Consider the following 23,901-nt stretch of genomic DNA (forward strand, 5'->3'; position numbering starts at 1 on the left):
GGTAGGGCGGCGCTTTTTTATTAAGAATAAAGCTCAGACTGCGGCGGCCTCGCATCTTCCGGCCCGGGCCAGAACGTATTGGGCCAGCACCTCCGCCGTGGCGGGGATTCCCAGCCGCGCGCTGTTAATGACCAGATCATAGCACTCCGCGCTGCCCCAATCCCCCTTGCAGTGCTGGTCATGATAGACCCGCCGCTGCCGGTCCTGCTTTTTGATGAACTCTATAGCCTCCGCCTCCGGCAAGGGCGTGCGGCTTATCCGGAACGGCAGGTCCGCCCGGATGAAAACGGACACGAGGCCGGGCCGGTCGGCAAGGACCTCCTCGGCGCACCGCCCCAGTACCACAAAGGACTCCCCAGCCTCGGCGTGCTCCCGCAGCAGCCGGAACTGTAACTGCGCCACAGCGTCCTCCGGCGCATTGCTGTAGCCCCGGACAGAGCGGTAGAACAGGGGAGAGCGGGGCTGCTCATCGTAGCGCGTCAGCTTTTCCGGGCTGACGCCCCGCTCCTGTGCGGCGGTCTGCAAAATATTTTTATCGTACAGGGGCAGGCCGAACCGCTCCGCAAGAAGACGGGCAATATCCAGCCCGCCGCTGCCGGATTCCCGGCCAATGGCAAGAATCAACTGCTGGGACATGGAAATTCCTCCTTATAAAAATGTGGGCAGTAGCACCAGCAGGGCATAGAGCACCGGCTGGTGTAGAAGATAGATGAGCAGGGAATGCCGCCCCATGGCGGAAAAGCCGGGGAGGCGGATATCCGGCAGCAGCGGCTCTGCGGGCCGCAGCCGGTAGAGAAAATACCCGGTCCAGAACAGCAGCCACGGCAGCAGGGAAAAATAGTCCGAGGACACGAAGCCCGGGCCGGGAAAGCCCAGCCCCGCCGTGAAAAGATTTGCGTACCAGCTCCGAGGCAGCATAAGTATCGGAACCCCGGCAAAGCCGAGAAACCCGTCATTGATGTTCCGCACCAGCAGAAACAGGCCGAACGCACCGGCCAGCCCCAGCCGGGGCGGAACGCGGTCCAGCCACCGCCGCAGCGGCACGGTCAGCAGCATTGCTGTTCCCAGAAATGTCAGCACGCCGAAGCGCACCGGGTCCTCCGGCATCGCCAGCGCCGTAACAAGGGACACGGCCAGCCCGCCGCCGAAGCTCATCAGCCCCCGGCGCAGCGGATGGCGCCCCATCTGCCAGCAGTAGCCGGACAGCAGGATAAACGTGCAGCAGATGCTCTGCTGCCAGACATAGGCCCAGAAGCCGTGATACCAACTCCACGGCAGTCCCCGGAGATAAACAAGGTCCCAGCAGCCGTGATAGGCCATCATGCTCAGCAGCGTCAGCCCCCGCAGGGTATCCAGCGTGCCGGAGCGATTTGGTTTCATAGTGCGCCCCCTTTGCGGGATATATTAACTCTTATAAACGTACCATAAACCCCGCCGCCTTTCAAGGGAGAATCAAACGGAGCTCTTGCAAACCAGCCGGCTCTATGGTAAAGTTATAAAGTCTATCTATCCTCTGATACACAGGAGGCCGAACATGGCAAATTTAGAAGAAGAAATTTCCCGGCGGCGGACTTTCGCCATCATTTCTCACCCGGACGCCGGTAAGACCACACTGACGGAAAAATTCCTGCTCTACGGCGGTGCTATCGCACAGGCCGGCGAGGTTAAGGGCAAGCGGGCCAAGGCCGCCACCTCCGACTGGATGGAGATTGAAAAGCAGCGCGGCATTTCCGTCACCAGCTCCGTCATGCAGTTCCAGCATAACGGCTTCTGCATCAACATTCTGGATACCCCTGGCCATCAGGACTTCTCCGAGGACACCTACCGGACCCTGATGGCTGCCGACAGCGCCGTGATGGTCATTGACGGTGCCAAGGGCGTGGAGCCCCAGACCCGGAAGCTGTTCAAGGTCTGCGCCCTGCGGCATATTCCTATTTTCACCTTCATCAATAAAATGGACCGCGAGACCCGTGACCCTCTGGAGCTGTGCGAGGAGGTGGAGCGGGAACTGGGCATCGACACCTACGCTATGAACTGGCCCATCGGCTGCGGCAAGGAGTTTCAGGGCGTCTATGACAGGGAAAAGCAGCGGATTTTGTTCTTCTCCGGCGAGACCCGGGGCAAGAAGGTCAACTCCGTGGAGGTGGCGCTGGAGGACCCGTCGCTGGACGAAATGCTGGGCGCGGAAAAGGCTGCTACCCTCCGGGACGAGGTGGAGCTGCTGGGTGCCGGCAGGGACTTTGACATGAAGGCTGTGCGGAACGGAACGCTGTCCCCGGTGTTCTTCGGCTCCGCCCTGACCACCTTCGGCGTGGAGCCGTTTTTGGAGGAATTTCTCCGTATGACCACACCGCCGCTGCCCCGCGTCAGCGATGAGGGCGAGGTAGATGTGTTCTCCCCGGATTTCTCCGCGTTCGTATTCAAAATTCAGGCCAACATGAACAAGGCCCACCGGGACCGGCTGGCGTTTATGCGAATCTGCTCCGGCAAGTTCGAGCGGGACACGGAGTATTACCACGTCCAGTCCGGCAAAAAACTGCGGCTCAGTCAGCCCCAGACCATGATGGCCGCGGAGCGCGAGATCGTGGAGGAGGCCTATGCCGGCGACATCATCGGCGTATTCGATCCGGGCCTGTTCTCTATCGGCGATACCATCACCGTTCCGGGCAAGAAGTTCCGCTATTCCGGTATCCCCACCTTTGAGCCGGAGCATTTTATGCGTGTCAGCCCCAAGGACACCATGAAGCGCAAGCAGTTCATCAAGGGCACGGAGCAGATCGCGCAGGAGGGTGCCATCCAGATCTTCAAAATTCCCGGCGCGGGTCTGGAGGAGGTCATTGTCGGCGTGGTGGGTACACTGCAATTCGATGTGTTTGAGTATCGCATGAAAAACGAGTATGGCGTGGACCTGCGGATGAGCAGCCTGCCCTATGACCATCTGCGGCTCATTGAATCCATGGACTGCCACCCCGATGAGATCGTGCTGTGCACTGGCGCCGCCGTGCTTCAGGATTTCCGGGACCGCTATCTGCTGGCCTTTGACGGTGAGTGGTCCATCGGCTTCCTCACCAAGCACAATCCCGGCATGGTGCTGGCGGACTCCCTGTCCGTGTAAATCAGGAACACTGTATATTATATGGTATATCGAACGGCCGGAACATACAGAACGTCCGGCCGTTCTGTTAGATGCCGATACTCATTTGAGGCGGCTTTGACCGCTTTTTGTGCGTTTGCGCGGGGAAGGATAGCATTTCCTCGAAAAAATATAAAAAAATCCAAAAAAGCTCTTGACATTCCGCCCCTTATCCAGTATGATAATCAGGTCCGCGTGATGGGCTTGCCTCTTTGCGCGTCAATGCGATGAACCGGGAGATTGCTCCGCAAGGAGGTAACTTCCGGGGAGTATGTCCGATAATCGGGCGGCTGAGAAGGTCCTGCACGCAGCGTAGATCGCCGTGCCATGGACGAGTACCGGCCCTGTGCCGGTATTTTTCATGAGCAGGAATGATACGCACGGTTAAGCGTACAGAAAATTCTCGCCGTAGGTCGTCGAGACCCGCACAACAACCTACGAAATTTGGAGGAAACAACAATGGCACAGAAAGAAATGATCCGCATCCGCCTCAAGGCCTATGATCATCAGGTCATCGACCAGAGCGCTGAGAAGATCGTGGAGACCGCCAAGCGCACCGGCGCTCAGGTTTCCGGTCCCATCCCCCTGCCCACCAAGAAGGAGGTTGTCACCATCCTTCGCGCTGTTCATAAGTACAAGGACAGCCGTGAGCAGTTCGAACGCCGCACGCACAAGCGCCTCATCGACATCAGCAACTCCTCTCCCAAGACTGTGGAGGCCCTGATGGCTCTGGAGCTGCCTGCCGGTGTGGAGATCGAGATCAAGCTGTGATCCCTGCGGTCACAAATCCAAATCCCTCGCACATTATTCCAATGTTTGCTCACCCAATCGTCCGCGTCCATGCGTGAGGCGGACAGGGTCATGTCGGCAGAGCAATGCGGGCTTCCGTATCTAAGCCGACCAATAACCTAACAGGAGGAAATACACATGAAGGCAATCATCGGCAAAAAAGTGGGCATGTCCCAGATTTTTGACGAGAACGGCCACGTGATCCCCGTCACCGTCATTGAGGCGGGACCCTGCACGGTCGTTCAAAAGAAGACTTCCGAAAAGGAAGGCTACAATGCGGTTCAGCTTGGCTTCGAGGATGTTGCCGAGAAGAAGCTGACCAAGGGAGAGATGGGCCACCTGAACAAGGCTGGCGTGTCTCCCAAGAAGCACCTGCGCGAATTTGACCTTGACAACGCTGCTGAGCTGAACATCGGCGACATCGTGAAGGCCGATACCTTTGCTGCCGGCGACTTCGTTGATATCACCGGTATCAGCAAGGGCCACGGCTATCAGGGTGTTATCAAGCGCTGGGGCGCACAGCGCACCCCCACCAGCCACGGCGGCGGCCCTGTTCACCGTCACGCCGGCTCCATGGGCTCCTCTACCGATCCTTCCCGCATCTTCAAGGGCAAGATCGGCGCCGGCCACATGGGCGTGGATCAGGTGACTGTCCAGAACCTCTCCGTTGTGAAGGTTGATCCCGAGCTGAATATGCTGGTTGTCTGCGGTGCCGTTCCCGGCCCCAAGGGCGGTCTCGTGACCATCAAGTCCACCGTTAAGGTCCACAAGGTCAAGCAGGCCGGCGCTGACATCAGCAAGAACCCGCAGAAGGCTTCCGGCCGCAACCCGCAGAAGGCTTCCGCAAGAAACAAGTAAGAAAGGGGTGCTTAAATAATGTCTTCCATGAAAGTTTTGAACATGGCCGGCGCAGAAGTCGGTACCGTGGAACTCAGCGACGCGATTTTTGGCATCGAGCCCAATCCCGTTGTTGTGCATGAGGTTGTGAAGAACCACCTCGCAAATTGCAGACAGGGCACCCAGAGCGCCCTCACCCGCGCCGAGGTTTCCGGCGGCGGCAGAAAGCCTTGGCGCCAGAAGGGCACCGGCCACGCCCGTCAGGGCAGCACCCGTGCTCCCCAGTGGACCCACGGCGGCATCGTGTTCGCTCCCAAGCCCCGGGATTACAGCTATGTGCTCAACAAGAAGGTCAAGCGCCTTGCGCTGAAGTCCGTCCTGTCCGCCAAGGTTGCCGAGGGCAAGCTGGTGGTCATCGACTCCATTAAGATGGACGCCATCAAGACTGCTGACTTCCGCAAGTTCCTGACCGCTGTCAATGTGGACGGTAAGGCCGTTGTCATCACCCCCGCGGTGGACACTGTTGTGGTCAAGAGCGCCCGCAATATCCCCGGCGTTGTGACCACCGCTGCCGACCTGCTGAACGTTTATGACATCATCAACGCACAGTACCTTGTGGTGGATCAGAACGCTCTGGCCAAGATCGAGGAGGTGTACGCATAATGACCGCTTACGATATTGTCATTCGTCCCATCATCACCGAGCGCGCCATGGCCGGTACCGCCGACAAGAAGTACGTCTTCGAGGTGGCAAAGTCCGCTGGCAAGATCGAGATCAAGAAGGCTGTTGAGGAGATCTTCGGCGTGAAGGTCGCTTCCGTCAACACCCTGAACGTCATGGCCAAGGCCAAGCGTATGGGCGCCGGCCGTCCCGGCACCACCCGTGCGTGGAAAAAGGCCTATGTGACCCTGACCGCTGATTCTAAGACCATCGAGTTCTTCGAAGGCATGGTCTAAGGAAGGAGTAAAGCAGAATGTCTATTAAAACTTTTAAGCCGACGACTCCTTCCCGCCGTCAGATGACGGTCTCCGGTTTCGACGGCATTGACAAGAAGGCCCGTCCCGAGGCCTCTCTGGTCGAGCCCCTGAAGAAGCACGCCGGCCGCAACAGCTACGGCCGTATCACCGTCCGTCATCGCGGCGGCGGCAACAAGCGCAAGTATCGTATCATCGACTTCAAGCGCGACAAGATGGGCTCTGCCACCGTGCTGCGTCTGGAGTATGACCCCAACCGCAGCGCCAACATCGCCCTCATCGAGTATGAGGATGGCGAGAAGCGTTACATTCTGGCGCCTGTCGGCCTGAAGGCCGGTCACAAGATCATGACCGGTCCCGATGCCGATATCCTGCCCGGCAACGCGCTGCCCATTGCCAACATCCCTGTTGGTACTGTTATCCACAACATCGAGCTGCATCCCGGCAACGGTGCTCAGTTGGTCCGTGCCGCCGGCACCTCCGCTCAGCTCATGGCTAAGGAAGGCTCCGACGCTCAGATTCGTATGCCCTCCGGCGAGGTCCGCATCGTGCGTACCAACTGCTACGCCACCATCGGCCAGGTCGGCAACATCGAGCATGAGAACATCAACATCGGCAAGGCCGGCCGTAAGCGTCACATGGGTTGGCGTCCCACCGTCCGCGGTTCTGTCATGAACCCCAATGACCACCCCCATGGCGGCGGCGAGGGCCGCGCCCCTGTCGGCCGTCCCGGCCCTGTGACTCCTTGGGGCAAGCCCGCTCTGGGTTACAAGACCCGCAAGGGCAAGAACCCCACCAACAAGTTCATCGTCAAGCGGCGTAACGAGAAGTAAGGAGGCAGGAATATGAGCAGATCTATTAAGAAAGGCCCTTATGTTGCCCCTGAGCTTCTCAAGCGCATCGAGGCAATGAATGAGAAGAACGAGAAGAAGGTCCTCAAGACCTGGAGCCGCAGCTCCACCATCTTCCCCGCCTTCGTCGGCCACACCATCGCTGTCCATGATGGCCGGAAGCACGTGCCCGTGTATGTCCAGGAGGACATGGTCGGCCACAAGCTGGGTGAGTTTGCTCCCACCCGTACCTTCCGCGGCCATGCCAAGGATAAATAATTGAAGGAGGATGCTGAACATGGAAAACAAGACTGCTAAAGCGTATCTGCGCTATGTCCGCATCTCTCCCCGCAAGGTTCAGATCGTATGCGACCTGATCCGCGGCAAGAATGTCGGAACCGCTATGGCCATTCTGGCCCAGACTCCCAAGTCTGCTTCCGAGCCCCTGACGAAGCTGCTGAAGTCTGCCGTTGCTAATGCCGAGAACAACTTCGGCATGGACCCCGCCAAGCTGGTGGTGTCTGAGGTGTTCGCCACCCCCGGCCCCATCCTCAAGCGTATGATGCCCCGGGCTCAGGGCCGCGCTTATCGCATCAACAAGCGCACTTCTCACGTCACCATCGCCGTGACGGAAAAGGCATAAGAAAGGGAGGAGACAGTTTATGGGACAGAAAGTAAATCCCCATGGCCTTCGGGTCGGCGTCATCAAAGACTGGGATTCCCGTTGGTATGCCAGTGAAGAGAAGGTCGGCGACCTGATCGTCGAGGATCAGAAGATCCGCAAGTATCTCAAGAAGACCCTGTACGGTGCCGGCGTTCCCAAGATTGAGATCGAGCGCAGCAATGACACCGTTACCATCTACCTGCACTGCGCCCGTCCCGGTGTTGTCATCGGCAAGGGCGGTGAGCAGATCGAGCAGTATCGTCTGGCTGTGGAGAAGATGATCGGCAAGAAGGTCAAGCTGAACATCGTTGAGGTCCGCAATCCCGATATGAACGCTCAGCTTGTGGCTGAGAACATCGCCCAGCAGCTGGAGAAGCGTATTTCTCACCGCCGCGCCATGAAGAATGCCATGGCCCGCGCCATGCGCGCTGGCGCCAAGGGCATCAAGTGCTGCTGCTCCGGACGTCTGGGCGGCCGCGAGATCGCCGGCGTTGAGCATTATCACGAGGGCACCATCCCCCTGCAGACCATCCGTGCCGACATTGAGTACGGCTTTGCGGAGGCTGCCACCACCTTTGGCCGTATCGGCGTGAAGGTGTGGATCTACAAGGGCGAGGTCCTCTCTCAGACCCTGCGTACCACCCCCCGCACCATGGACACCTCCAAGCCCTATCAGGAGCGTCGTGAGCGTCGTCCTCGCCGTGACGGCGACCGTCGGGGCGGTTTCGGCGGTGACCGCCGCAACGGCGGCTTCAACCGCGACCGTCAGAATGGCGGCTTCAACCGTCAGGGCGGTGCCGATCGTCGCCCTCAGGGCGGCTTCCGGCCCAACACCAATCGTCCCGCTGCTCCCGCAGCCCCCGCTAAGGAAGGAGGAGCCAACTAATGTTAATGCCGAAGAGAGTCAAGTTCCGCCGTATGCAGCGGGGCCGTATGACTGGTAAAGCCACCCGCGGCAACACCGTTGCCTACGGTGAGTATGGCCTGATGGCCCTTGAGCCCGGCTGGGTCAAGAGCAACCAGATCGAGGCCGCCCGTATCGCCATGACCCGTTACACCAAGCGTGGCGGTCAGGTTTGGATCAAGATCTTCCCCGACAAGTCCGTGACCATGCGTGCCGCCGACTCCCGAATGGGTTCCGGTAAAGGTACGCCTGAGTACTGGGTTGCCGTGGTGAAGCCCCAGCGTATCATGTTTGAGATTGCCGGTGTCCCCGAGGAGACCGCCCGCGAGGCTCTGCGTCTGGCCAGCCACAAGCTGCCCATCAAGACGAAGATCGTTGCCCGCACCGAGGAAGCAGGTGAGTAAGATGAAGGCAAATGAAATCCGTAAGATGAATGCCGAGCAGCTCAACGAGAAGCTGACCGGCCTGAAGAAGGACCTGTTCATGCTCCGGATGCAGCACGCAACCAATCAGCTGGACAATCCTGTTAAGATCCGTGAAGTGAAGCACGATATTGCCCGAGTCAAGACCGTGCTGGCGGAGCTCGCCGCTTCCGATAAGCAGTAAGAAGGAGGGAAACGAGAATGAACGAAGTTAGAACTTCCTCCCGCAAGACCCGGGTAGGCAAAGTCGTTTCCGACAAGATGGATAAGACCGTGGTTGTGGCTGTGTCCGACCGTGTCGCCCATCCTCTGTACAAGAAGATCGTCGGCCGCACCTATAAGCTGAAGGCCCACGATGAAACCAATGCCTGCGGTATCGGCGATACCGTGAAGGTGATGGAGACCCGCCCCCTGTCCAAGGACAAGCGTTGGCGCGTGGTCGAGATCATCGAGAAGGCGAAGTAAGGAGGTGCCAGTATGATTCAGCAGGAAAGCTATCTGAAGGTTGCCGACAATACCGGCGCCAAGGAGATCAAGTGCATCCGTGTTCTGGGCGGTTCCACCCGGAAGTTCGGCAATATCGGTGATGTCATCGTGGCTTCTGTCCGTAAGGCCCAGCCCGGCGGCACCGTGAAGAAGGGCGAGGTTGTCAAGGCCGTCATCGTCCGCAGCGCCAAGGGCATCCGCCGTAATGACGGTACCTATGTCCGCTTCGATGACAACGCCGCCGTTCTCATTAAGGACGATAAGAACCCCAGAGGTACCCGTATCTTTGGGCCTGTGGCTCGTGAGCTGCGCGACAAGGATTACATGAAGATCCTGTCTCTGGCTCCCGAAGTGATTTGATGGAGGGCTCGAACAATGGCTATGAACATTAAGAAGGGCGATACCATCGTCGTCCTGTCCGGCAAGGACAAGGGCAAGCAGGGCAAGGTGCTGGGCACTGTTCCCAAGAGCACGAAGATCGTGGCCGAGGGCATCAATATGGTGACCTGCCATGTCAAGCCCCGCCGTCAGGGCGAGGAGGGCGGCATCGTTAAGCGCGAGGCTGCCATCGCCGCCTGCAAGGTGCAGGTTGTGTGCCCCAAGTGCAAGAAGGGCACCCGTGTCGCCCACAAGATTGAGGGCGGCAAGAAGACCCGCGTGTGCAAGCACTGCGGTGCCGAGCTGTAAGAAAGGAGCGAGATAACAAATGGCAAGATTGAAAGAGCAGTACAAGGCCGAAGTTGCTCCCGCTCTGATGAAGCAGTTCGGCTACAAGTCCGTCATGCAGATTCCCAAGATCGACAAGGTTGTCATCAACGTGGGCTGCGGCGAGGCTCGTGAAAACGCAAAGGTGCTGGACAACGTTGTTGGCGATCTGGGCAAGATCACCGGCCAGAAGGCTGTGATCACCCGCGCCCGCAAGTCCATCGCAAACTTCAAGCTCCGTGAGGAGATGCCCATCGGCGCGAAGGTCACTCTGCGCGGCGATAAGATGTGGGAGTTCCTGGACCGTCTGTTCAACGTGGCTCTGCCCCGTGTCCGAGACTTCCAGGGCATCAACCCCAACGCCTTTGATGGCCGCGGCAACTATGCTCTGGGCATCAAGGAGCAGCTGATCTTCCCCGAGATTGAGTATGACAAGATCGACAAGATCCGCGGCATGGACATCATCATTGTCACCACCGCGAAAACCGATGAAGAGGGCCGCGCTCTGCTGCAGCAGGTTGGCGCTCCCTTCGCCCGCTAAGGAGGAAGACAGCAATGGCAAAGACTTCTATGAAGATCAAGCAGGCCCGTCCTGCCAAGTTCTCCACCCGCAAGTATAACCGCTGCAAGCTGTGCGGCCGCCCTCATGCTTACCTCCGGAACTACGGCGTCTGCCGTATCTGCTTCCGTGAGCTGGCCTATAAGGGTGAGATCCCCGGCGTGCGGAAGGCATCCTTCTAAAAAAATTATAATGGCGCAGCGAAAAACCTTGACAAACCGCGTTTTTCTTGGTACGCTTACAAAATGGGGCATTTCTCCGGAAATGCGCCCATTGCGCCATGTTCGGACAACCCTGCGTTGTCCCGGCTGAAATTGTGAGTCTCTCATACTCACAGCGGCTTATGCGCCGTTTGTTGCACAGAAACGTGCAACAAATACCTAAAAAGCTGCAAAAATTTCTTTAACACAGGCTTTTGATATGGGGCCTTGTTAATACGGATGGCGAAAGGTCATGACGAATTGGGCACCACGCGCGAGCGGACTGCTCCATTCGCCATGATACCTCGCTGCCGAAGCGGCTCACGCCGCGACTCTATAAATAGGAGGAACAATCCATGCATATCACTGATCCTGTTGCGGATATGCTCACCCGCATCCGCAACGCCAACAACGCAAAGCACGAAACCGTGGATGTCCCTGCTTCCAACATGAAAAAGAGCATTGCTCAGATTCTGCTGGATGAGGGCTACATCAAGAGCTTCACCGTGGAGGATGACGGCCTGCAGGGCATGATTCACATCGCGCTGAAGTACAACGCCGGTAAGGAGAAGGTCATCACCGGTCTCCGCCGCGTTTCCAAGCCCGGCCTGCGCGTCTATGTGGGTGCCGATGAGCTGCCCCGCGTGCTCCGTGGTCTGGGTATCGCAATCATCTCTACGTCTAAGGGCGTCATGACCGACAAGAAGGCCCGCGAGGCTCATGTCGGCGGCGAGGTCCTTGCATTCGTCTGGTAAGGAGGGTATCGAACAATGTCAAGAATTGGTAGAATGCCCATTACCGTTCCCGCCGGTGTTACCGTGAACATTGCCGAGGGCAATGTCATCACCGTCAAGGGACCCAAGGGCGAGCTGACTCAGAGCCTGCGGCCTGAGATGATCATTAAGCAGGAAGGTACGACGATCACCGTGGAGCGTCCTTCCGACGATAAGCTGCATCGCAGCGTTCACGGCCTGACCCGTACTCTGCTCCACAACATGGTCATCGGTGTTACCGAGGGCTTCAAGAAGGAGCTGGACGTCAACGGCGTCGGCTACCGTGTCGCCAAGGAGGGCACCAATCTGGTCATGAACCTTGGCTATTCCCATCAGGTGATCGTTCCTGAGATTCCGGGTATCACCATTGAGGTTCCGGGTCCCAATAAAATCATCATTCATGGATGCGACAAGCAGGCTGTCGGCCAGTTTGCTGCCGAGGTCCGCGAGAAGCGTCCTCCCGAGCCTTATAAGGGTAAGGGCATCAAGTATACTGACGAGGTCATCCGCCGCAAGGTCGGTAAGACCGGCGGCAAGAAGTAAGGAGGTGTGCCGATATGATTACCAGACCTAATACCAACAAGCAGCGCATGAAGCGCCATAAGCGTGTTCGCGCCAAGATCTCCGGCACTCCCGTGTGCCCCCGTCTGAACGTGTTCCGCAGCGAGGCCAATATCTACGCCCAGATCATCGACGATGTCAACGGCGTGACTCTGGCTTCCGCTTCCTCTCTGGATAAGGCCATCGAAGGCTACGGCGGCAATGTGGCCGCTGCCACCGCCGTTGGCAAGCTGATTGCTGAGCGTGCCAAGGCCAAGGGTATCGAGAACGTCGTGTTTGACCGCGGCGGCTATCTGTACCACGGTCGTGTGCAGGCTCTGGCTGAGGGCGCCCGCGAAGGCGGCCTGAATTTCTAAGGGAGGAGGAAAACGAGAAATGGCAAGATTTGAAAGAGAACAGAGCGAGTATATCGAAAAGCTCGTTTACCTCAACCGTGTTTCCAAGACCGTCAAGGGCGGCCGTGTCATGAAGTTCTCCGCACTGATGGTTGTGGGCGATGGCAAGGGCAAGGTCGGCTATGGTTTGGGTAAGGCCGCTGAGGTCCCCGAGGCCATCCGCAAGGGCCTTGAGTCTGCCAAGAAGAACATGATCACCGTGACCATGTCCGGCAGCACCATTCCCCATGAGACCATCGGTGAGGCCGGCGCAGGCCGCGTGCTGATGAAGCCCGCTGCCCCCGGTACCGGTATCATCGCCGGCGGCGCCGTGCGTGCCGTTGTTGAGGCTGCCGGCATTAAGGATATCCGTTCCAAGTGCCTGCGCTCCAACAACCCCAACAACGTTGTCGCCGCTACCTTTGCGGGCCTGAAGAATATGCGCGGCCCTGAGGACGTTGCCCGTATCCGCGGCAAGAGCGTCGATGAGATCGTGGGCTAAGGAGGCGCTGAATTATGGCTAAGAATATTACGATTAAGCTCGCTAAGAGCCTGAGCGGCCGTCTGGAAAAGCAGGTGGCTACCGCTCATTCCCTGGGCCTGCGTAAGATCGGTGATATCACCGTGCAGCCCGATAATGACCAGACCCGCGGCAAGATCGCCAAGATCGGCTATCTGCTGCAGGTCACGGAAGAAAACTAAGGAGGACGGAATCATGAAACTGAGTGAACTGTCTCCCGCTGAGGGCTCCGTCCGTCAGGCCTATCGCAAGGGCCGTGGCGCCGGCAGCGGCAACGGCAAGACCGGCGGCCGCGGCCACAAGGGCCAGAAGGCCCGTTCCGGCGGTAAAGTCCGTATCGGCTTTGAGGGCGGCCAGATGCCTCTGGCCCGTCGTCTGCCCAAGCGCGGCTTCAACAACATTTTCGCAACTCCCATGGAGATCATCAACCTGAACGCCCTGAACGCATTTGAGGACGGTGAGACCGTCACCGCCGAGGCTCTGCTGGCCAAGGGCATCCTGTCCAAGTGCGAGTATGGCTTCAAGGTTCTTGGCAACGGCAAGGTCACCAAGAAGGTCACGGTTCAGGCTTCTGCTTTCTCCGCTTCTGCCAAGGAGGCTATCGAGGCAGCTGGCGGAAAGGCAGAGGTGAAGTAAAATGATCCAAACTGTTCGCAAGGCATGGGGCATCCCTGAGCTGCGGAAAAAGATCATCTTTACTCTCCTGATCCTGCTGATTTTCCGTGCCGGCAACGCCATCATGGTGCCCTATATCAACCGGGACGCGCTGGCGCTGCAGATGCAGCTCTGGGGCACCGGCCTGCTGGGCCTGTACAACGTGATGAGCGGCGGCGCATTTGCAACGGCTACCGTGTTTGCTCTGGGCGTTCAGCCCTATATCAACAGCTCCATTATCGTGCAGCTGCTTACGGTTGCCATCCCCTCTCTTGAGCGGCTGGCCCGTGACGGCGGCGAGGAGGGCAAGAAGAAGATTCAGTCCATTACCCGTTATGCCACCGTGGCCATCGCCATCCTGCAGGCCGTGGGTTATTACTTCATGATGAAGAATTATAACCTGCTGGGTCAGGAGGGCATTTGGCCCGCTCTGGTCATCATCGTGACATTGATCGCCGGTTCCTCCTTTGTGATGTGGATGGGCGAGCAGGTCACCGAGTTCGGTGTGGGCAACGGTATCTCCATCATCCTGTTTGCGGGTATCCTTTCCCGCATTCCCAACATGGTCTCCGGTATGGTGGACGGTGTTCAGAAGTGGTCCGCCATCAAGGCCGGCACCATGACGCTGGAATCTTTGACCTCTGCCGGTTATACCGAGGCGCAGGCACAGGCTTACCTCAACGGCGCTCTGGCTCCCTGGGCCATCGTGCTGCTGGTGGTGGGTATACTGGCCCTCATCGCCTTCATCGTGTTCATCAATGATGCCGAGCGCCGCATTCCTGTGCAGTACGCCAAGCGTCAGGTGGGCCGCAAGATGTACGGCGGTCAGAGCAGCACCTTGCCTATGAAGGTGAATATGTCCGGCGTTCTGCCGATCATCTTCGCTCAGAGCATCGCCTCTCTGCCCATCACTGTGTGGACCTTCATCGGTATGCCCAAGGAGGGCACCATTTCCTACAGCATTTACAATGCCATTGATACGAAGTCCGTCATCTACATGGTGGTGTACTTCATCATGATCATCGGCTTCAGCTATTTCTACTCCAGCATCCAGTTCAACCCCGTGGAGATCGCCAACAACCTGAAGAAGCAGGGCGGCTTCATTCCGGGCTTCCGTCCCGGTCAGCCCACCGTGCAGTTCATTCAGAAGGTCCTCAGCCGGATCACCCTGTTTGGCGCCATCTATCTGGGTATCGTGGCCATCTGCCCCCTGATCGTGGGTAAGGTCATCAACAATTCCTCTCTGGCCATCGGCGGCACCTCTGTCATCATCGTGGTAGGCGTGGCGCTGGAGACCGTGAAGGCGCTGGAGAACCAGATGCTGATGCGTCAGTACAAGGGCTTTTTGGAGTAAGAAGGAAGGCAGAAGATCATGAAAATGATTCTGTTGGGCGCGCCGGGTGCCGGTAAGGGCACCCAGGCTGAGCGCCTGTGCAAGGTGCTGAACATTCCCACCATTTCCACCGGCAACATCCTCCGGGCTGCCGTGAAGAACGGCACCCCCACCGGCAAGCAGGCGGAAGCCTACATGAAGGCCGGCAAGCTGGTCCCCGATGATGTCATCATCGGCATCATCCATGACCGGCTGGACGAGGAGGACTGCAAGAACGGCTACATTCTGGACGGTGTGCCCCGCACCATCGCTCAGGCTGAGTCGCTGGAAAAGGCCGGAATTAAGTTTGACGATGTTGTTTCCATTGAGATTGCCGATGAGGCTATCATGGAGCGCATGAGCGGCCGCCGCGTCTGCGAGCACTGCGGAGCCAGCTACCATCTGGTGGCTGTGCCCCCCAAGGTGCCCGGCGTGTGCGACAGCTGCGGCGGCAAGCTGGTTCAGCGGCATGACGATGAACCCGAGACGGTGAAGCACCGCCTTGAGGTCTATCATAAGGAGACCGAACCTCTGAAAGATTTCTACGCCGAGAGAGGTCTCCTGAGATCGGTGGAGAATCAACCCTCTGTGGAGGCCACAACTGAGGCCATCCTCAACGCCCTGAGGAGATGAGCTTATGATTACGCTCAAATCCCCACATGAGATCGAACTGATGCGCCGAGCGGGAAAAATTACCGCGGCTGCCCGTGCCTTGGCAGGGGAAATGGTAAAGCCCGGCGTAACAACCCGTGAGATCGACAGGGCAGTGGAGCATTTCATCCGCAAGCAGGGTGCCGTTCCCTCGTTCCTCCATTTCCCCGGCCCGCCGGGTGTCCGGGATTTCCCCGGAAGCGTCTGTGCCAGTGTCAACGATGAGATCATCCACGGTATCCCGGGTCCCCGGGTGCTGGAGGAGGGCGATATCGTCAGCATTGATGTGGGCGCCTATATCGGAGGCTACCATGGGGACTGCGCAGCCACCTTCCCCTGCGGCAAGGTCTCTCCGGAAGCGCAAGATCTGATCGATGTGACCAGACAGAGCTTCTTCGAGGGCATCAAGTTTGCTAAGGAAGGCCATCGGCTGTATGATATCTCCGCAGCGATCCAAGCCTATGTGGAGAGTCACGGCTACTCCATCGTCCGTGAGTATGTCGGTCACGGCATCGGCACGGAGATGCATGAGCCGCCGGAGATTCCCAACTACGGCAATCCCGGTCGTGGTCCCCGGCTCCTTCGGGGCATGACCATCGCGGTCGAACCTATGGTGAACGCGGGTACCGCTGCGATCCGCCAGATGCCGGACGGGTGGACTGTCCGGACAGCGGATGGCAAGTGGGCCGCCCACTATGAAAATACGCTTCTGATCACTGACGGGGAGCCTGAGATTTTAACGGCTCCCGCCATCTGAGGAACGGCGTATGGAGATCGCAAAATCTGACATTGTACGTTCCGATGCCGGCAGGGACCGGGGAAAACTCTTCATCGTGCTTGCGGTGGAGGGGGAGTACCTCCTGCTGGCGGACGGAAAGGGACGCAGGGTGGAGGCGCCCAAGCGCAAAAAGCGCAGACACGTGCTTTTTGTTGCAGCGGACGAAAGCCGCCTTGCCGATAAGATCAAACGCAGCGAGAAGATCACGAACAGTGAGCTTCGCAGGACACTTGCCGCCTACCGCGGCGAGGTCCAACCGGACCAGGAGGGATAACGTTTGGCAAAATCCGACATGATCGAAGTGGAAGGCGTTGTGGTGGAGTCACTCCCCAATACGACCTTTCAGGTGGACATTGGAAATGGCCACATGATTCTGGCACACATCTCCGGAAAACTCAGAATGAATTTCATCAGGATCTTGCCCGGCGATAAGGTCACTGTGGAGATGTCTCCCTATGACCTGACCCGTGGCCGGATCACCTGGCGCAGCAAATAAGCCGCGTCCGGCGAAATCTAAGACACAAAACGCTGAAAGGAAGGTTACAAACTTATGAAGGTAAGACCGTCCGTGAAGCCCATGTGCGAAAAGTGCAAGGTTATTCGCCGCAAAGGCCGTGTTATGGTGATTTGCGAGAACCCCAAGCACAAGCAGCGCCAGGGCTAAGATTGATTGGAGGTTAAAAAGTATGGCACGTATTGCCGGTATTGACCTGCCCAAGGATAAGCGCGTTGAAATTGGCCTGACCTATATTTACGGTATCGGCCGCAAGAGCGCCAAGGACATCCTGGAAAAGGCCGGGGTCAACCCTGACACCCGCGTGAAAGATCTGACTGATGACGAGGAGCAGAAGCTCCGTGACGTCATTGACGAGTATGTTGTGGAGGGCGACCTGCGCCGCCAGACCGCACTGGACATCAAGCGCCTTGGCGAGATCGGCTGCTACCGCGGCCTGCGTCACCGCAAGGGCCTGCCTGTCCGCGGCCAGCGCAGCAAGACCAATGCCCGTACCCGCAAGGGTCCCAAGAAGACCATCGCGAATAAGAAGAAGTAAGAAAGGAGAACAGCAATGGCACAGGCAAAGAAAGTCATCCGCCGTCGGCGGGAGAAGAAGAACATTGAGCGCGGCCAAGTCCATATCCGTTCTTCTTTCAACAACACCATGGTTACCGTGACCGATACGCAGGGCAACGCCATTTCCTGGGCGTCCTCCGGCGGTCTGGGTTTCCGCGGCAGCAAGAAGTCTACTCCCTTCGCAGCTCAGACGGCCGCTGAAACCGCCGCTCGTGCTGCTATGGAGCATGGCCTGAAGACCGTTGAGGTCTTCGTCAAGGGCCCCGGTCAGGGCCGTGAGGCCGCTATCCGGGCGCTGCAGGCCGTGGGTCTGGAAGTGACGATGATCAAGGACGTCACCCCCATCCCCCACAACGGCTGCCGCCCCCCGAAGCGCCGCCGCGTGTAATCGAAAGAGGAGGTAACAAGCAATATGGCTAAGAATATGCAGCCCATCGCTAAGCGCTGCAAGGCTCTGGGCATCTCTCCTGCTGAGATGGGTTACGCGAAGAAGACCACCAACCGTAATCCTGGCGGCCAGATGCGTAAGAAGAAGAGCGAATATGGCGTTCAGCTGGCTGAAAAGCAGAAGGTCAAGTTCATCTATGGCATTCTGGAAAAACAGTTCCATGCTTACTATGAAAAGGCAGCTGCTGCTCCCGGCAAGACCGGCGACAACCTGCTGATCATGGTAGAGCGCCGTCTGGACAACGTTGTTTACCGTCTGGGCCTCGCCGCTACCCGTCGTCAGGCCCGCCAGCTGGTGAGCCACGCCCACTTCACTGTCAACGGCAAGAAGGTCAACATTCCTTCCTCCATGGTGAAGGCCGGCGATGTCATCGAGGTCGCCGAGAGCAGCCGTTCTTCCGAGCTGTTCAAGCGCCTGACCGGCGAGAACGCTCCCATGACCCTGCTGCCCGCATGGCTGGAGCGCGAAAAGGGCTCCCTGAAGGGCACGGTTGCCCACCTTCCCACCCGCGAGGAGATCGATACTCCCGTGGAGGAGCACCTCATCGTCGAGTTGTACTCCAAGTAATTGGGAGGATACCCTCGAACAATGGTACGAACTGCAAGCGGCAGGCGGCTTGACCGCCTGACCGCAATGACAAGATGAAGGAGGGTAACCGCATGATCGAAATCGAAAAGCCCCAGATCGAATGCATTGAAAATCCGGCAGACGAAACCTACGGCAAGTACGTGGTGGAGCCGCTGGAGCGTGGCTATGGCACAACCCTTGGTAATGCCCTGCGCCGCATTATGCTCTCGTCCCTGCCCGGCACTGCCCCCACCACCATCAAGATCGATGGCGTGCAGCACGAGTTTTCCACCATCCCCGGCGTCAAGGAGGATGTGACGGAGATCGTTCTGAACATCAAGGGGCTGCTGACCAAGCTCCACGGTGATTCCGGCAAGACCGTCTATATTGAGGCGGTGGGTCCCTGCACCGTAACAGCCGGCGACATCAAGGCCGACGGCGAGGTCGAGGTGCTCAATCCGGAGCTGCACATTGCGACTCTGGACAGCGGCGCGACGCTGAACATGGAGATCACCCTCTCCCACGGCCGGGGCTATGTGCCTGCCGACCGCAATAAGCCCACGCAGAATGTCATCGGCACCATCGCCGTTGACTCCATCTATACCCCTGTCAAAAAGGTCAACTATACTGTGGAGCCTACCCGCGTAGGTACTTCCAGCGACTTTGACAAGCTGACGCTGGAGGTTTGGACCGATGGGACCATATCCGCCCGGGACGCTGTTTCTCTGGGTGCCAAGATCCTGTGCGACCACTTCACTTTGTTCACTGACCTCTCCGAGAGCGTAGGCAGTAAGCCTACCGTTGTGGAGAAGGCGGAGGCCCAGCGCGATAAGGTGCTGGAGATGACCATTGAGGAGCTGGACCTGTCCGTTCGCAGCTTTAACTGCCTCAAGCGCGCCAACATCAATACCGTCGAGGACTTGATTTCCAAGACCGAGGACGAGATGATGAAGGTCCGCAATCTGGGACGCAAGTCTCTGGAGGAAGTCATCAACAAGCTGGCGATGATGGGTCTGCATCTGGCTGACGAGGAAAACACCTAACTGCACCGCCGGAATACCCGGCGCACTATAATCCTGATAAGGAGGAGAACCGAAATGCCCGGAACTCGGAAACTTGGCAAGACTACCGACCAGCGCATGGCGATGCTGCGTCAGCAGGTCACTGACTTCCTTGATAACGGCAAGATGGAGACCACCATCACCCGTGCCAAGGAGATCAAGCCTCTGGCTGAAAAGATGATCACGCTGGGTAAGAAGGCCGATCTGGCTGCTTACCGTCAGGCGATGTCCTTCATCACCCGCGAGGATGTCTGCAAGAAGATCTTCAAGGAGATCGCTCCCAACTATGCGGAGCGCAACGGCGGCTATACCCGCATCATCCGCACTGGCATCCGCCGCGGCGATGCCGCTGAGACCGCTATCATTGAGCTCGTCTAATTAGACAGCCCTTTGATGTAAGCACTGATAAAAAGCCCCATTGTCATGGAAACTCGAGACCATGACAATGGGGCTTTTTTGCTGCCGGAAAGGAAGGGCAGTTGCCAGCAGCTCCGCCGCCAACGGGGTCTGTGCCCTCCTGCGGGGTGGGCGTATGCAGGACAGTCCACAGGCGCGTCTCGGAGCGGCTTTGACTTAGGTACGCACTAACTCAAAGAGCACCCGACAAAGAATTACAGTGGGGGAAAGAACCGCAAAGAGACAGGGAAATGTAAATGTTAGCCGACAGAAAGCAATTTCATTTTCGCAAGCCCATAAAAACGCCAGTGCCCCGCCGAAAGGCGGGGCACTGGCAGGAGAAAAATTAGGAAAGGAATCAGTTTGTTTCATCGAACGCCGAACAGGAGATCGCCGTAGGTGGGGAAGGGCCAGTATTTTGCGGCGGTAAGGGTCTCCGCTTCATCGCAGACAACTCGCAGCTCCGCCATCTTCTGAAGAACAACGTCCCGGATAACGTAGGCAGCGTCCGTGAAGTCCAATATGTCCTTCAAACGGACCAGCGTGGTGTCCAGCGCCTGTGCTGCCTCATAAATTTCGTCCACCAGCCCGGAAAGCCGTGTGATCTGCGCGGTCTCGTACTTGCCGGAAAGACCGGGGACAGCCGCCGCCTTGGCGGCAGCGAAGCCAGACAGCTCGCCCAAATAGCTCTCCACGGCGGGAAGAATTTCCTTTCGGGCCATGTCCACCATGGTCAGCCCCTCAATGGTAACGGTCTTGCAGTAGTTTTCAAGGCTGATTTCGTATCGAGAGCGAATTTCCGCCTCGGAGAAGATTTTCAGCGAGGTCAGCATATCCACGTTCTTCTTGTCCAGAATGGTAGCCAGCGCATCTGGCGTGGTGCGGAGATTCAGCAGACCACGCTCCTCTGTGGCCTCCCGAATCCATGCGTCATCGTAGCCGTTGCCGTTGAAAATAATGCGCTTATGAGCCTGAATAGAGAAGCGAATCAGCTCGTGCAGGGCAGTCTCAAAATCGGAAACGCCCTCCAGCTTATCGGCAAATTCCTTCAGTGTTTCCGCCATGGCGGCGTTGAGCATGATATTGGCGCAGGCAATGGAATCGGAGGAGCCCACCATGCGGAACTCAAACTTGTTGCCGGTGAAGGCAAAGGGAGAGGTGCGATTGCGGTCCGTGGTGTCTCGGGTGAACTTGGGAAGTACATGGACGCCCAGCTTCAAAACGGTTTTTTCCGCGCCGCTGTAGGGTGTGTCGGTCTCCACGGCCTTCAAAACGGCGGTAAGCTCATCGCCGAGGAAGATAGAGATCACGGCGGGAGGCGCTTCGTTGGCGCCGAGACGGTGATCGTTTCCGGCAGTGGCCACGGAAAGCCGCAGCAGATCCTGATAGTTGTCCACCGCCTGAATGGTGGCGCAGAGGAACAGGAGGAACTGGGCGTTTTCGTAGGGCGTGTCGCCGGGCTTGAACAGATTTACGCCGGTATCCGTAGCCAAGGACCAGTTGTTATGCTTGCCGCTGCCGTTGAGGCCGGCAAAGGGCTTTTCTGCCAGCAGGCGCACCAGCCCGTGCCGAGAGGCTACCTTCTGCATGACCTCCATGGTGAGCTGGTTGTTGTCCGTGGCGATATTGGCTACCCGGTAAATGCACGCCAGCTCATGCTGGGAAGGGGCCACCTCGTTGTGCTCTGTTTTAGCCAGAATCCCAAGCTTCCACAGCTCCTGGTTCAACTCCTCCATGTAGGCTTCTACCCGGGGCTTGATGGCGCCGAAGTAGTGGTCATCCATCTCCTGCCCCTTGGGGGGCTTAGCACCGAACAGCGTCCGGCCGCAGAAAACAAGGTCTTTCCGCTGTTCGTACATGGCCTTATCAATGAGAAAGTACTCCTGCTCCGGGCCGACGCAGGGACGGACACACTTGACGTCCTCGTTGCCGAACAGCCGCAGCACCCGCATGGCCTGCCTGTTCAGGGCCTGCATGGAGCGCAGCAGCGGCGTTTTCTTATCCAGCGCCTCGCCGCCGTAGGAGCAGAAGGCCGTAGGGATGCAGAGGGTGTGGCCCTTGATGAAGGCATAGGAGGTGGGGTCCCACGCGGTGTAGCCCCGGGCTTCAAATGTGGCCCGCAGTCCGCCGGAGGGGAAGGAGGAGGCGTCCGGCTCGCCTTGAATCAGCTCCTTGCCGGAAAACTCCATGATAACGCCGCCATCCGGGGAGGGGGAGATGAAGCTATCGTGCTTTTCCGCCGTGATTCCATTGAGGGGCTGGAACCAGTGGGTGAAATGGGTGGCGCCATGGGCTACGGCCCAGTCCCGCATGGCGGCGGCCACGGCGTCCGCTACGTGGGTATCCAGCGTGGAACCCTCGTCAATGGTTTTCTTCAGGGAGGCATAGACCTCGGAGGGCAGCATGGAGCGCATCGCGCGATCATCAAACACCAGACTGCCGAAATACTCAGGAACTGTACGCATATTCTTTCTCCTTCCCATACAAAAAAAGGGGACAGCGGTCCCCGGAGGACTCGCTCCGGGACACCGTTGCCCCATGTAAACGAAAATAGCGTCTTGAAGAATCACTCTCCAAGACGCCATTGCCTTTGATGTTGGGAATTATACACGGGGCAGGCAGCATTGTCAAGAGGTTTTTACCAAAAATAACAGAAAAATTTCAGGGAAATTGCCGAAAACCCTTGACAATAGTAGGAGATACGATTACAATAAAATCACAATTTCAAAGTCCCTTATCAAGAGTGGCGGAGGGAACGGCCCGATGAAACCACGGCAACCTGATGAATCAAGGTGCCAATTCCGGCGGAAACGACAGATGAGGAGCGGAAAACGAAACGTTTCGCGCGCTCCCATGGCGGGAGTGCGTTTTGTTTTTCGTCCGGGAGGGGACAGCAAAAAAAGGAGAAGGACAACTATGGCAAGACACTATCTTTTCACCTCCGAATCCGTGACGGAGGGCCATCCCGACAAGATCTGCGACCAGATTTCCGATGCCGTGCTGGACGCCATTCTGGCGCAGGACCCCAACGGCCGCGTGGCCTGCGAGACCACGGCCTCTACCGGCCTTGTGCACATCATGGGCGAGATCACCACCAGCTGCTATGTGGACATCGCCAAGATCGCCCGTGAGGTCATTCGGGACATCGGCTATGACCGGGCCAAGTACGGCTTTGACTGCGACACCTGCGGCATCATCACCAACATTGATGAGCAGTCCGGCGATATCGCGCTGGGCGTGGACAAGTGCCTGGAGGTCAAGGAGGGCGAGGCAGATGACGGTCTGGACAACGGCGCCGGCGATCAGGGCATGATGTTCGGCTACGCCTGCGACGAGACCCCGGAGCTGATGCCCCTGCCCATTTCCCTTGCACACAAAATGGCCCGCAAGCTCACCGAGGTCCGCAAGACCGGACTTGTGAACTATCTGCGGCCCGATGGAAAGACGCAGATCACGGTGGAGTACGATGGCGACAAGCCCGTCCGCGTGGACACCGTGGTGCTCTCCACCCAGCACAGCCCCGAGGTGACGCTGGAGCAGATTCGCAAGGACATGATCGAAATGGTCATTAAGCCCACCGTCCCCGCCGAGCTGATGGATGAGAAGACGAAATTCTACGTGAACCCCACCGGACGGTTCGTCATCGGCGGCCCACAGGGCGACAGTGGCCTCACCGGCCGGAAGATCATTGTGGATACCTACGGCGGCAGCGCTCCCCACGGCGGCGGCTGCTTCTCCGGCAAGGACCCCACCAAGGTGGACCGCTCCGCGGCCTACGCCGCTCGCTGGGTAGCCAAGAACATCGTGGCTGCCGGTCTTGCCCGGAAGTGCCAGGTGCAGCTGGCCTATGCCATCGGTGTAGCCCAGCCCGTCAGCGTGCTGGTAGATACCTTCGGCACCGGCACCGTGGGCGACGATAAGCTGGAGGAGGCTGTGAAGAAGGTCTTTGACCTGCGCCCCACTGCTATCATCCGCGATCTGAATCTCCGCAAGCCCATTTACCGCCAACTGGCGGCCTACGGCCACATGGGCCGCGAGGACTTAAGCGTGGCTTGGGAGAAGACCGACCGAGTGGACGCCCTGAAGGCAGCCCTGAACTGAAAAGAGCAATCTTGAGCGGGAGGTGACATGCCTCCCGCTTCTTTTGCGGTCCGTGGCGGGGCTAAGTGAC

The 23,901-nt window shown here is 58.2% G+C and carries 37 protein-coding genes and 1 riboswitch; of the genes, 34 read left to right on the forward strand and 3 right to left on the reverse strand.

The features are described from left to right. Positions 1-33: 33 nt before the first annotated feature. Positions 34-636, reverse strand: coding sequence for a cytidylate kinase-like family protein (locus PY311_RS03535; protein ID WP_286147300.1), 603 nt, complete (start codon positions 634-636; stop codon positions 34-36). 12 nt (positions 637-648) lie between these two features. Continuing rightward, on the reverse strand, positions 649-1,380 hold the full coding sequence (locus PY311_RS03540) for a heparan-alpha-glucosaminide N-acetyltransferase (protein WP_286147301.1): 732 nt from the start codon (positions 1,378-1,380) through the stop codon (positions 649-651). A 154-nt stretch (positions 1,381-1,534) separates the two neighbouring features. Here PY311_RS03540 and PY311_RS03545 point away from each other — a divergent pair, with 154 nt between their 5' ends. The 33 genes from PY311_RS03545 (at position 1,535) to rplQ (ending at position 19,712) form a co-directional block, all read left to right on the forward strand. Next, on the forward strand, positions 1,535-3,115 hold the full coding sequence (locus PY311_RS03545) for a peptide chain release factor 3 (RefSeq protein WP_286147302.1): 1,581 nt from the start codon (positions 1,535-1,537) through the stop codon (positions 3,113-3,115). A 477-nt stretch (positions 3,116-3,592) separates the two neighbouring features. Continuing rightward, positions 3,593-3,904 (forward strand): 30S ribosomal protein S10, encoded by a 312-nt coding sequence (rpsJ, locus tag PY311_RS03550; protein WP_286147303.1) that lies wholly within the window; start codon positions 3,593-3,595, stop codon positions 3,902-3,904. Between the two features lie 156 nt (positions 3,905-4,060). Beyond that, on the forward strand, positions 4,061-4,780 hold the full coding sequence (gene rplC, locus PY311_RS03555; protein ID WP_286147304.1) for a 50S ribosomal protein L3: 720 nt from the start codon (positions 4,061-4,063) through the stop codon (positions 4,778-4,780). A gap of 18 nt (positions 4,781-4,798) precedes the next feature. Then, positions 4,799-5,422: a 50S ribosomal protein L4 gene (gene rplD / locus PY311_RS03560; RefSeq protein ID WP_286147305.1), complete on the forward strand. Its 624-nt coding sequence runs from the start codon at positions 4,799-4,801 to the stop codon at positions 5,420-5,422. Beyond that, positions 5,422-5,715, forward strand: a complete 294-nt coding sequence (gene rplW, locus PY311_RS03565) for a 50S ribosomal protein L23 (protein ID WP_286147306.1) — start codon at positions 5,422-5,424, stop codon at positions 5,713-5,715. The genes rplD and rplW overlap by 1 nt, the downstream gene beginning before the upstream one ends. Before the next feature lie 17 nt (positions 5,716-5,732). Beyond that, on the forward strand, positions 5,733-6,566 hold the full coding sequence (gene rplB / locus PY311_RS03570) for a 50S ribosomal protein L2 (protein WP_286147307.1): 834 nt from the start codon (positions 5,733-5,735) through the stop codon (positions 6,564-6,566). Between the two features lie 12 nt (positions 6,567-6,578). Further along, positions 6,579-6,842, forward strand: coding sequence for a 30S ribosomal protein S19 (rpsS, locus tag PY311_RS03575; protein ID WP_286147308.1), 264 nt, complete (start codon positions 6,579-6,581; stop codon positions 6,840-6,842). A 19-nt stretch (positions 6,843-6,861) separates the two neighbouring features. Continuing rightward, a complete protein-coding gene (rplV, locus tag PY311_RS03580) occupies positions 6,862-7,206 on the forward strand; it encodes a 50S ribosomal protein L22 (protein WP_286147309.1) in 345 nt (114 codons plus the stop codon). A 19-nt stretch (positions 7,207-7,225) separates the two neighbouring features. Further along, positions 7,226-8,113 carry a 30S ribosomal protein S3 gene (gene rpsC / locus PY311_RS03585; protein ID WP_286147310.1) on the forward strand — a complete coding sequence of 296 codons (888 nt, stop codon included), beginning with the start codon at positions 7,226-7,228 and terminating at the stop codon, positions 8,111-8,113. Continuing rightward, positions 8,113-8,535: a 50S ribosomal protein L16 gene (gene rplP, locus PY311_RS03590; protein ID WP_286147311.1), complete on the forward strand. Its 423-nt coding sequence runs from the start codon at positions 8,113-8,115 to the stop codon at positions 8,533-8,535. Before rpsC ends, rplP begins: the two co-directional genes overlap by 1 nt. A gap of 1 nt (position 8,536) precedes the next feature. Further along, positions 8,537-8,737 carry a 50S ribosomal protein L29 gene (gene rpmC / locus PY311_RS03595; RefSeq protein WP_187014714.1) on the forward strand — a complete coding sequence of 67 codons (201 nt, stop codon included), beginning with the start codon at positions 8,537-8,539 and terminating at the stop codon, positions 8,735-8,737. 17 nt (positions 8,738-8,754) lie between these two features. Then, positions 8,755-9,018 (forward strand): 30S ribosomal protein S17, encoded by a 264-nt coding sequence (rpsQ, locus tag PY311_RS03600; protein ID WP_286147312.1) that lies wholly within the window; start codon positions 8,755-8,757, stop codon positions 9,016-9,018. A gap of 12 nt (positions 9,019-9,030) precedes the next feature. Further along, positions 9,031-9,399, forward strand: coding sequence for a 50S ribosomal protein L14 (rplN, locus tag PY311_RS03605; RefSeq protein ID WP_286147313.1), 369 nt, complete (start codon positions 9,031-9,033; stop codon positions 9,397-9,399). Between the two features lie 15 nt (positions 9,400-9,414). Then, complete coding sequence (rplX, locus tag PY311_RS03610) at positions 9,415-9,726, forward strand: 50S ribosomal protein L24 (protein WP_286147314.1); 312 nt, start codon at positions 9,415-9,417, stop codon at positions 9,724-9,726. 19 nt (positions 9,727-9,745) lie between these two features. Next, positions 9,746-10,285 carry a 50S ribosomal protein L5 gene (gene rplE, locus PY311_RS03615; RefSeq protein WP_286147315.1) on the forward strand — a complete coding sequence of 180 codons (540 nt, stop codon included), beginning with the start codon at positions 9,746-9,748 and terminating at the stop codon, positions 10,283-10,285. Between the two features lie 14 nt (positions 10,286-10,299). Then, entirely contained in the window at positions 10,300-10,485 is a 186-nt protein-coding gene (locus PY311_RS03620; protein ID WP_187014709.1) for a type Z 30S ribosomal protein S14, read from the forward strand. A gap of 374 nt (positions 10,486-10,859) precedes the next feature. Further along, entirely contained in the window at positions 10,860-11,258 is a 399-nt protein-coding gene (gene rpsH, locus PY311_RS03625) for a 30S ribosomal protein S8 (protein ID WP_286147316.1), read from the forward strand. A 15-nt stretch (positions 11,259-11,273) separates the two neighbouring features. Next, complete coding sequence (rplF, locus tag PY311_RS03630; RefSeq protein WP_286147317.1) at positions 11,274-11,819, forward strand: 50S ribosomal protein L6; 546 nt, start codon at positions 11,274-11,276, stop codon at positions 11,817-11,819. 14 nt (positions 11,820-11,833) lie between these two features. Then, a complete protein-coding gene (gene rplR / locus PY311_RS03635) occupies positions 11,834-12,193 on the forward strand; it encodes a 50S ribosomal protein L18 (RefSeq protein WP_286147318.1) in 360 nt (119 codons plus the stop codon). 19 nt (positions 12,194-12,212) lie between these two features. Further along, complete coding sequence (rpsE, locus tag PY311_RS03640) at positions 12,213-12,713, forward strand: 30S ribosomal protein S5 (RefSeq protein WP_286147319.1); 501 nt, start codon at positions 12,213-12,215, stop codon at positions 12,711-12,713. A gap of 14 nt (positions 12,714-12,727) precedes the next feature. Further along, the gene (gene rpmD, locus PY311_RS03645; RefSeq protein ID WP_286147320.1) at positions 12,728-12,913 is read left to right on the forward strand and encodes a 50S ribosomal protein L30; all 186 of its coding nucleotides are present in this window, start codon (positions 12,728-12,730) and stop codon (positions 12,911-12,913) included. Positions 12,914-12,926: 13 nt separating this feature from the next. Further along, complete coding sequence (rplO, locus tag PY311_RS03650) at positions 12,927-13,367, forward strand: 50S ribosomal protein L15 (RefSeq protein WP_286147321.1); 441 nt, start codon at positions 12,927-12,929, stop codon at positions 13,365-13,367. A gap of 1 nt (position 13,368) precedes the next feature. Next, a complete protein-coding gene (secY, locus tag PY311_RS03655; RefSeq protein ID WP_286147322.1) occupies positions 13,369-14,739 on the forward strand; it encodes a preprotein translocase subunit SecY in 1,371 nt (456 codons plus the stop codon). 18 nt (positions 14,740-14,757) lie between these two features. Continuing rightward, positions 14,758-15,390 (forward strand): adenylate kinase, encoded by a 633-nt coding sequence (locus PY311_RS03660; protein WP_286147323.1) that lies wholly within the window; start codon positions 14,758-14,760, stop codon positions 15,388-15,390. Between the two features lie 4 nt (positions 15,391-15,394). Next, positions 15,395-16,165, forward strand: coding sequence for a type I methionyl aminopeptidase (map, locus tag PY311_RS03665; protein WP_286147324.1), 771 nt, complete (start codon positions 15,395-15,397; stop codon positions 16,163-16,165). Between the two features lie 10 nt (positions 16,166-16,175). Beyond that, positions 16,176-16,460: a KOW domain-containing RNA-binding protein gene (locus PY311_RS03670; protein WP_286147325.1), complete on the forward strand. Its 285-nt coding sequence runs from the start codon at positions 16,176-16,178 to the stop codon at positions 16,458-16,460. Between the two features lie 3 nt (positions 16,461-16,463). Next, positions 16,464-16,682, forward strand: a complete 219-nt coding sequence (gene infA, locus PY311_RS03675) for a translation initiation factor IF-1 (RefSeq protein WP_187014698.1) — start codon at positions 16,464-16,466, stop codon at positions 16,680-16,682. Positions 16,683-16,736: 54 nt separating this feature from the next. Then, positions 16,737-16,850: a 50S ribosomal protein L36 gene (gene rpmJ / locus PY311_RS03680; protein WP_014116882.1), complete on the forward strand. Its 114-nt coding sequence runs from the start codon at positions 16,737-16,739 to the stop codon at positions 16,848-16,850. A 22-nt stretch (positions 16,851-16,872) separates the two neighbouring features. Beyond that, positions 16,873-17,238 carry a 30S ribosomal protein S13 gene (rpsM, locus tag PY311_RS03685; protein ID WP_286147326.1) on the forward strand — a complete coding sequence of 122 codons (366 nt, stop codon included), beginning with the start codon at positions 16,873-16,875 and terminating at the stop codon, positions 17,236-17,238. 15 nt (positions 17,239-17,253) lie between these two features. Next, positions 17,254-17,646, forward strand: a complete 393-nt coding sequence (gene rpsK / locus PY311_RS03690) for a 30S ribosomal protein S11 (protein ID WP_187014696.1) — start codon at positions 17,254-17,256, stop codon at positions 17,644-17,646. 24 nt (positions 17,647-17,670) lie between these two features. Continuing rightward, complete coding sequence (gene rpsD / locus PY311_RS03695) at positions 17,671-18,273, forward strand: 30S ribosomal protein S4 (protein ID WP_286147327.1); 603 nt, start codon at positions 17,671-17,673, stop codon at positions 18,271-18,273. A gap of 92 nt (positions 18,274-18,365) precedes the next feature. Then, complete coding sequence (locus PY311_RS03700) at positions 18,366-19,316, forward strand: DNA-directed RNA polymerase subunit alpha (RefSeq protein WP_286147328.1); 951 nt, start codon at positions 18,366-18,368, stop codon at positions 19,314-19,316. Positions 19,317-19,370: 54 nt separating this feature from the next. Continuing rightward, positions 19,371-19,712 (forward strand): 50S ribosomal protein L17, encoded by a 342-nt coding sequence (rplQ, locus tag PY311_RS03705; protein WP_286147329.1) that lies wholly within the window; start codon positions 19,371-19,373, stop codon positions 19,710-19,712. 386 nt (positions 19,713-20,098) lie between these two features. Here the strand turns inward: rplQ and PY311_RS03710 are convergent, their stop codons facing one another. After that, positions 20,099-22,195: a glutamine synthetase III family protein gene (locus PY311_RS03710; RefSeq protein WP_286147330.1), complete on the reverse strand. Its 2,097-nt coding sequence runs from the start codon at positions 22,193-22,195 to the stop codon at positions 20,099-20,101. Positions 22,196-22,461: 266 nt separating this feature from the next. After that, positions 22,462-22,554, forward strand: a riboswitch (SAM riboswitch). Between the two features lie 92 nt (positions 22,555-22,646). On the opposite strand from PY311_RS03710, the gene metK reads away from it, so the two are divergent. Next, entirely contained in the window at positions 22,647-23,831 is a 1,185-nt protein-coding gene (gene metK, locus PY311_RS03715; protein WP_286147331.1) for a methionine adenosyltransferase, read from the forward strand. Positions 23,832-23,901 lie beyond the last annotated feature (70 nt).

The sequence above is a fragment of the Neopoerus faecalis genome (genome assembly GCF_029218125.1).
In the GTDB taxonomy this organism is placed as follows: Bacteria; Bacillota; Clostridia; order Oscillospirales; family Oscillospiraceae; genus Oscillibacter; species Oscillibacter faecalis_A.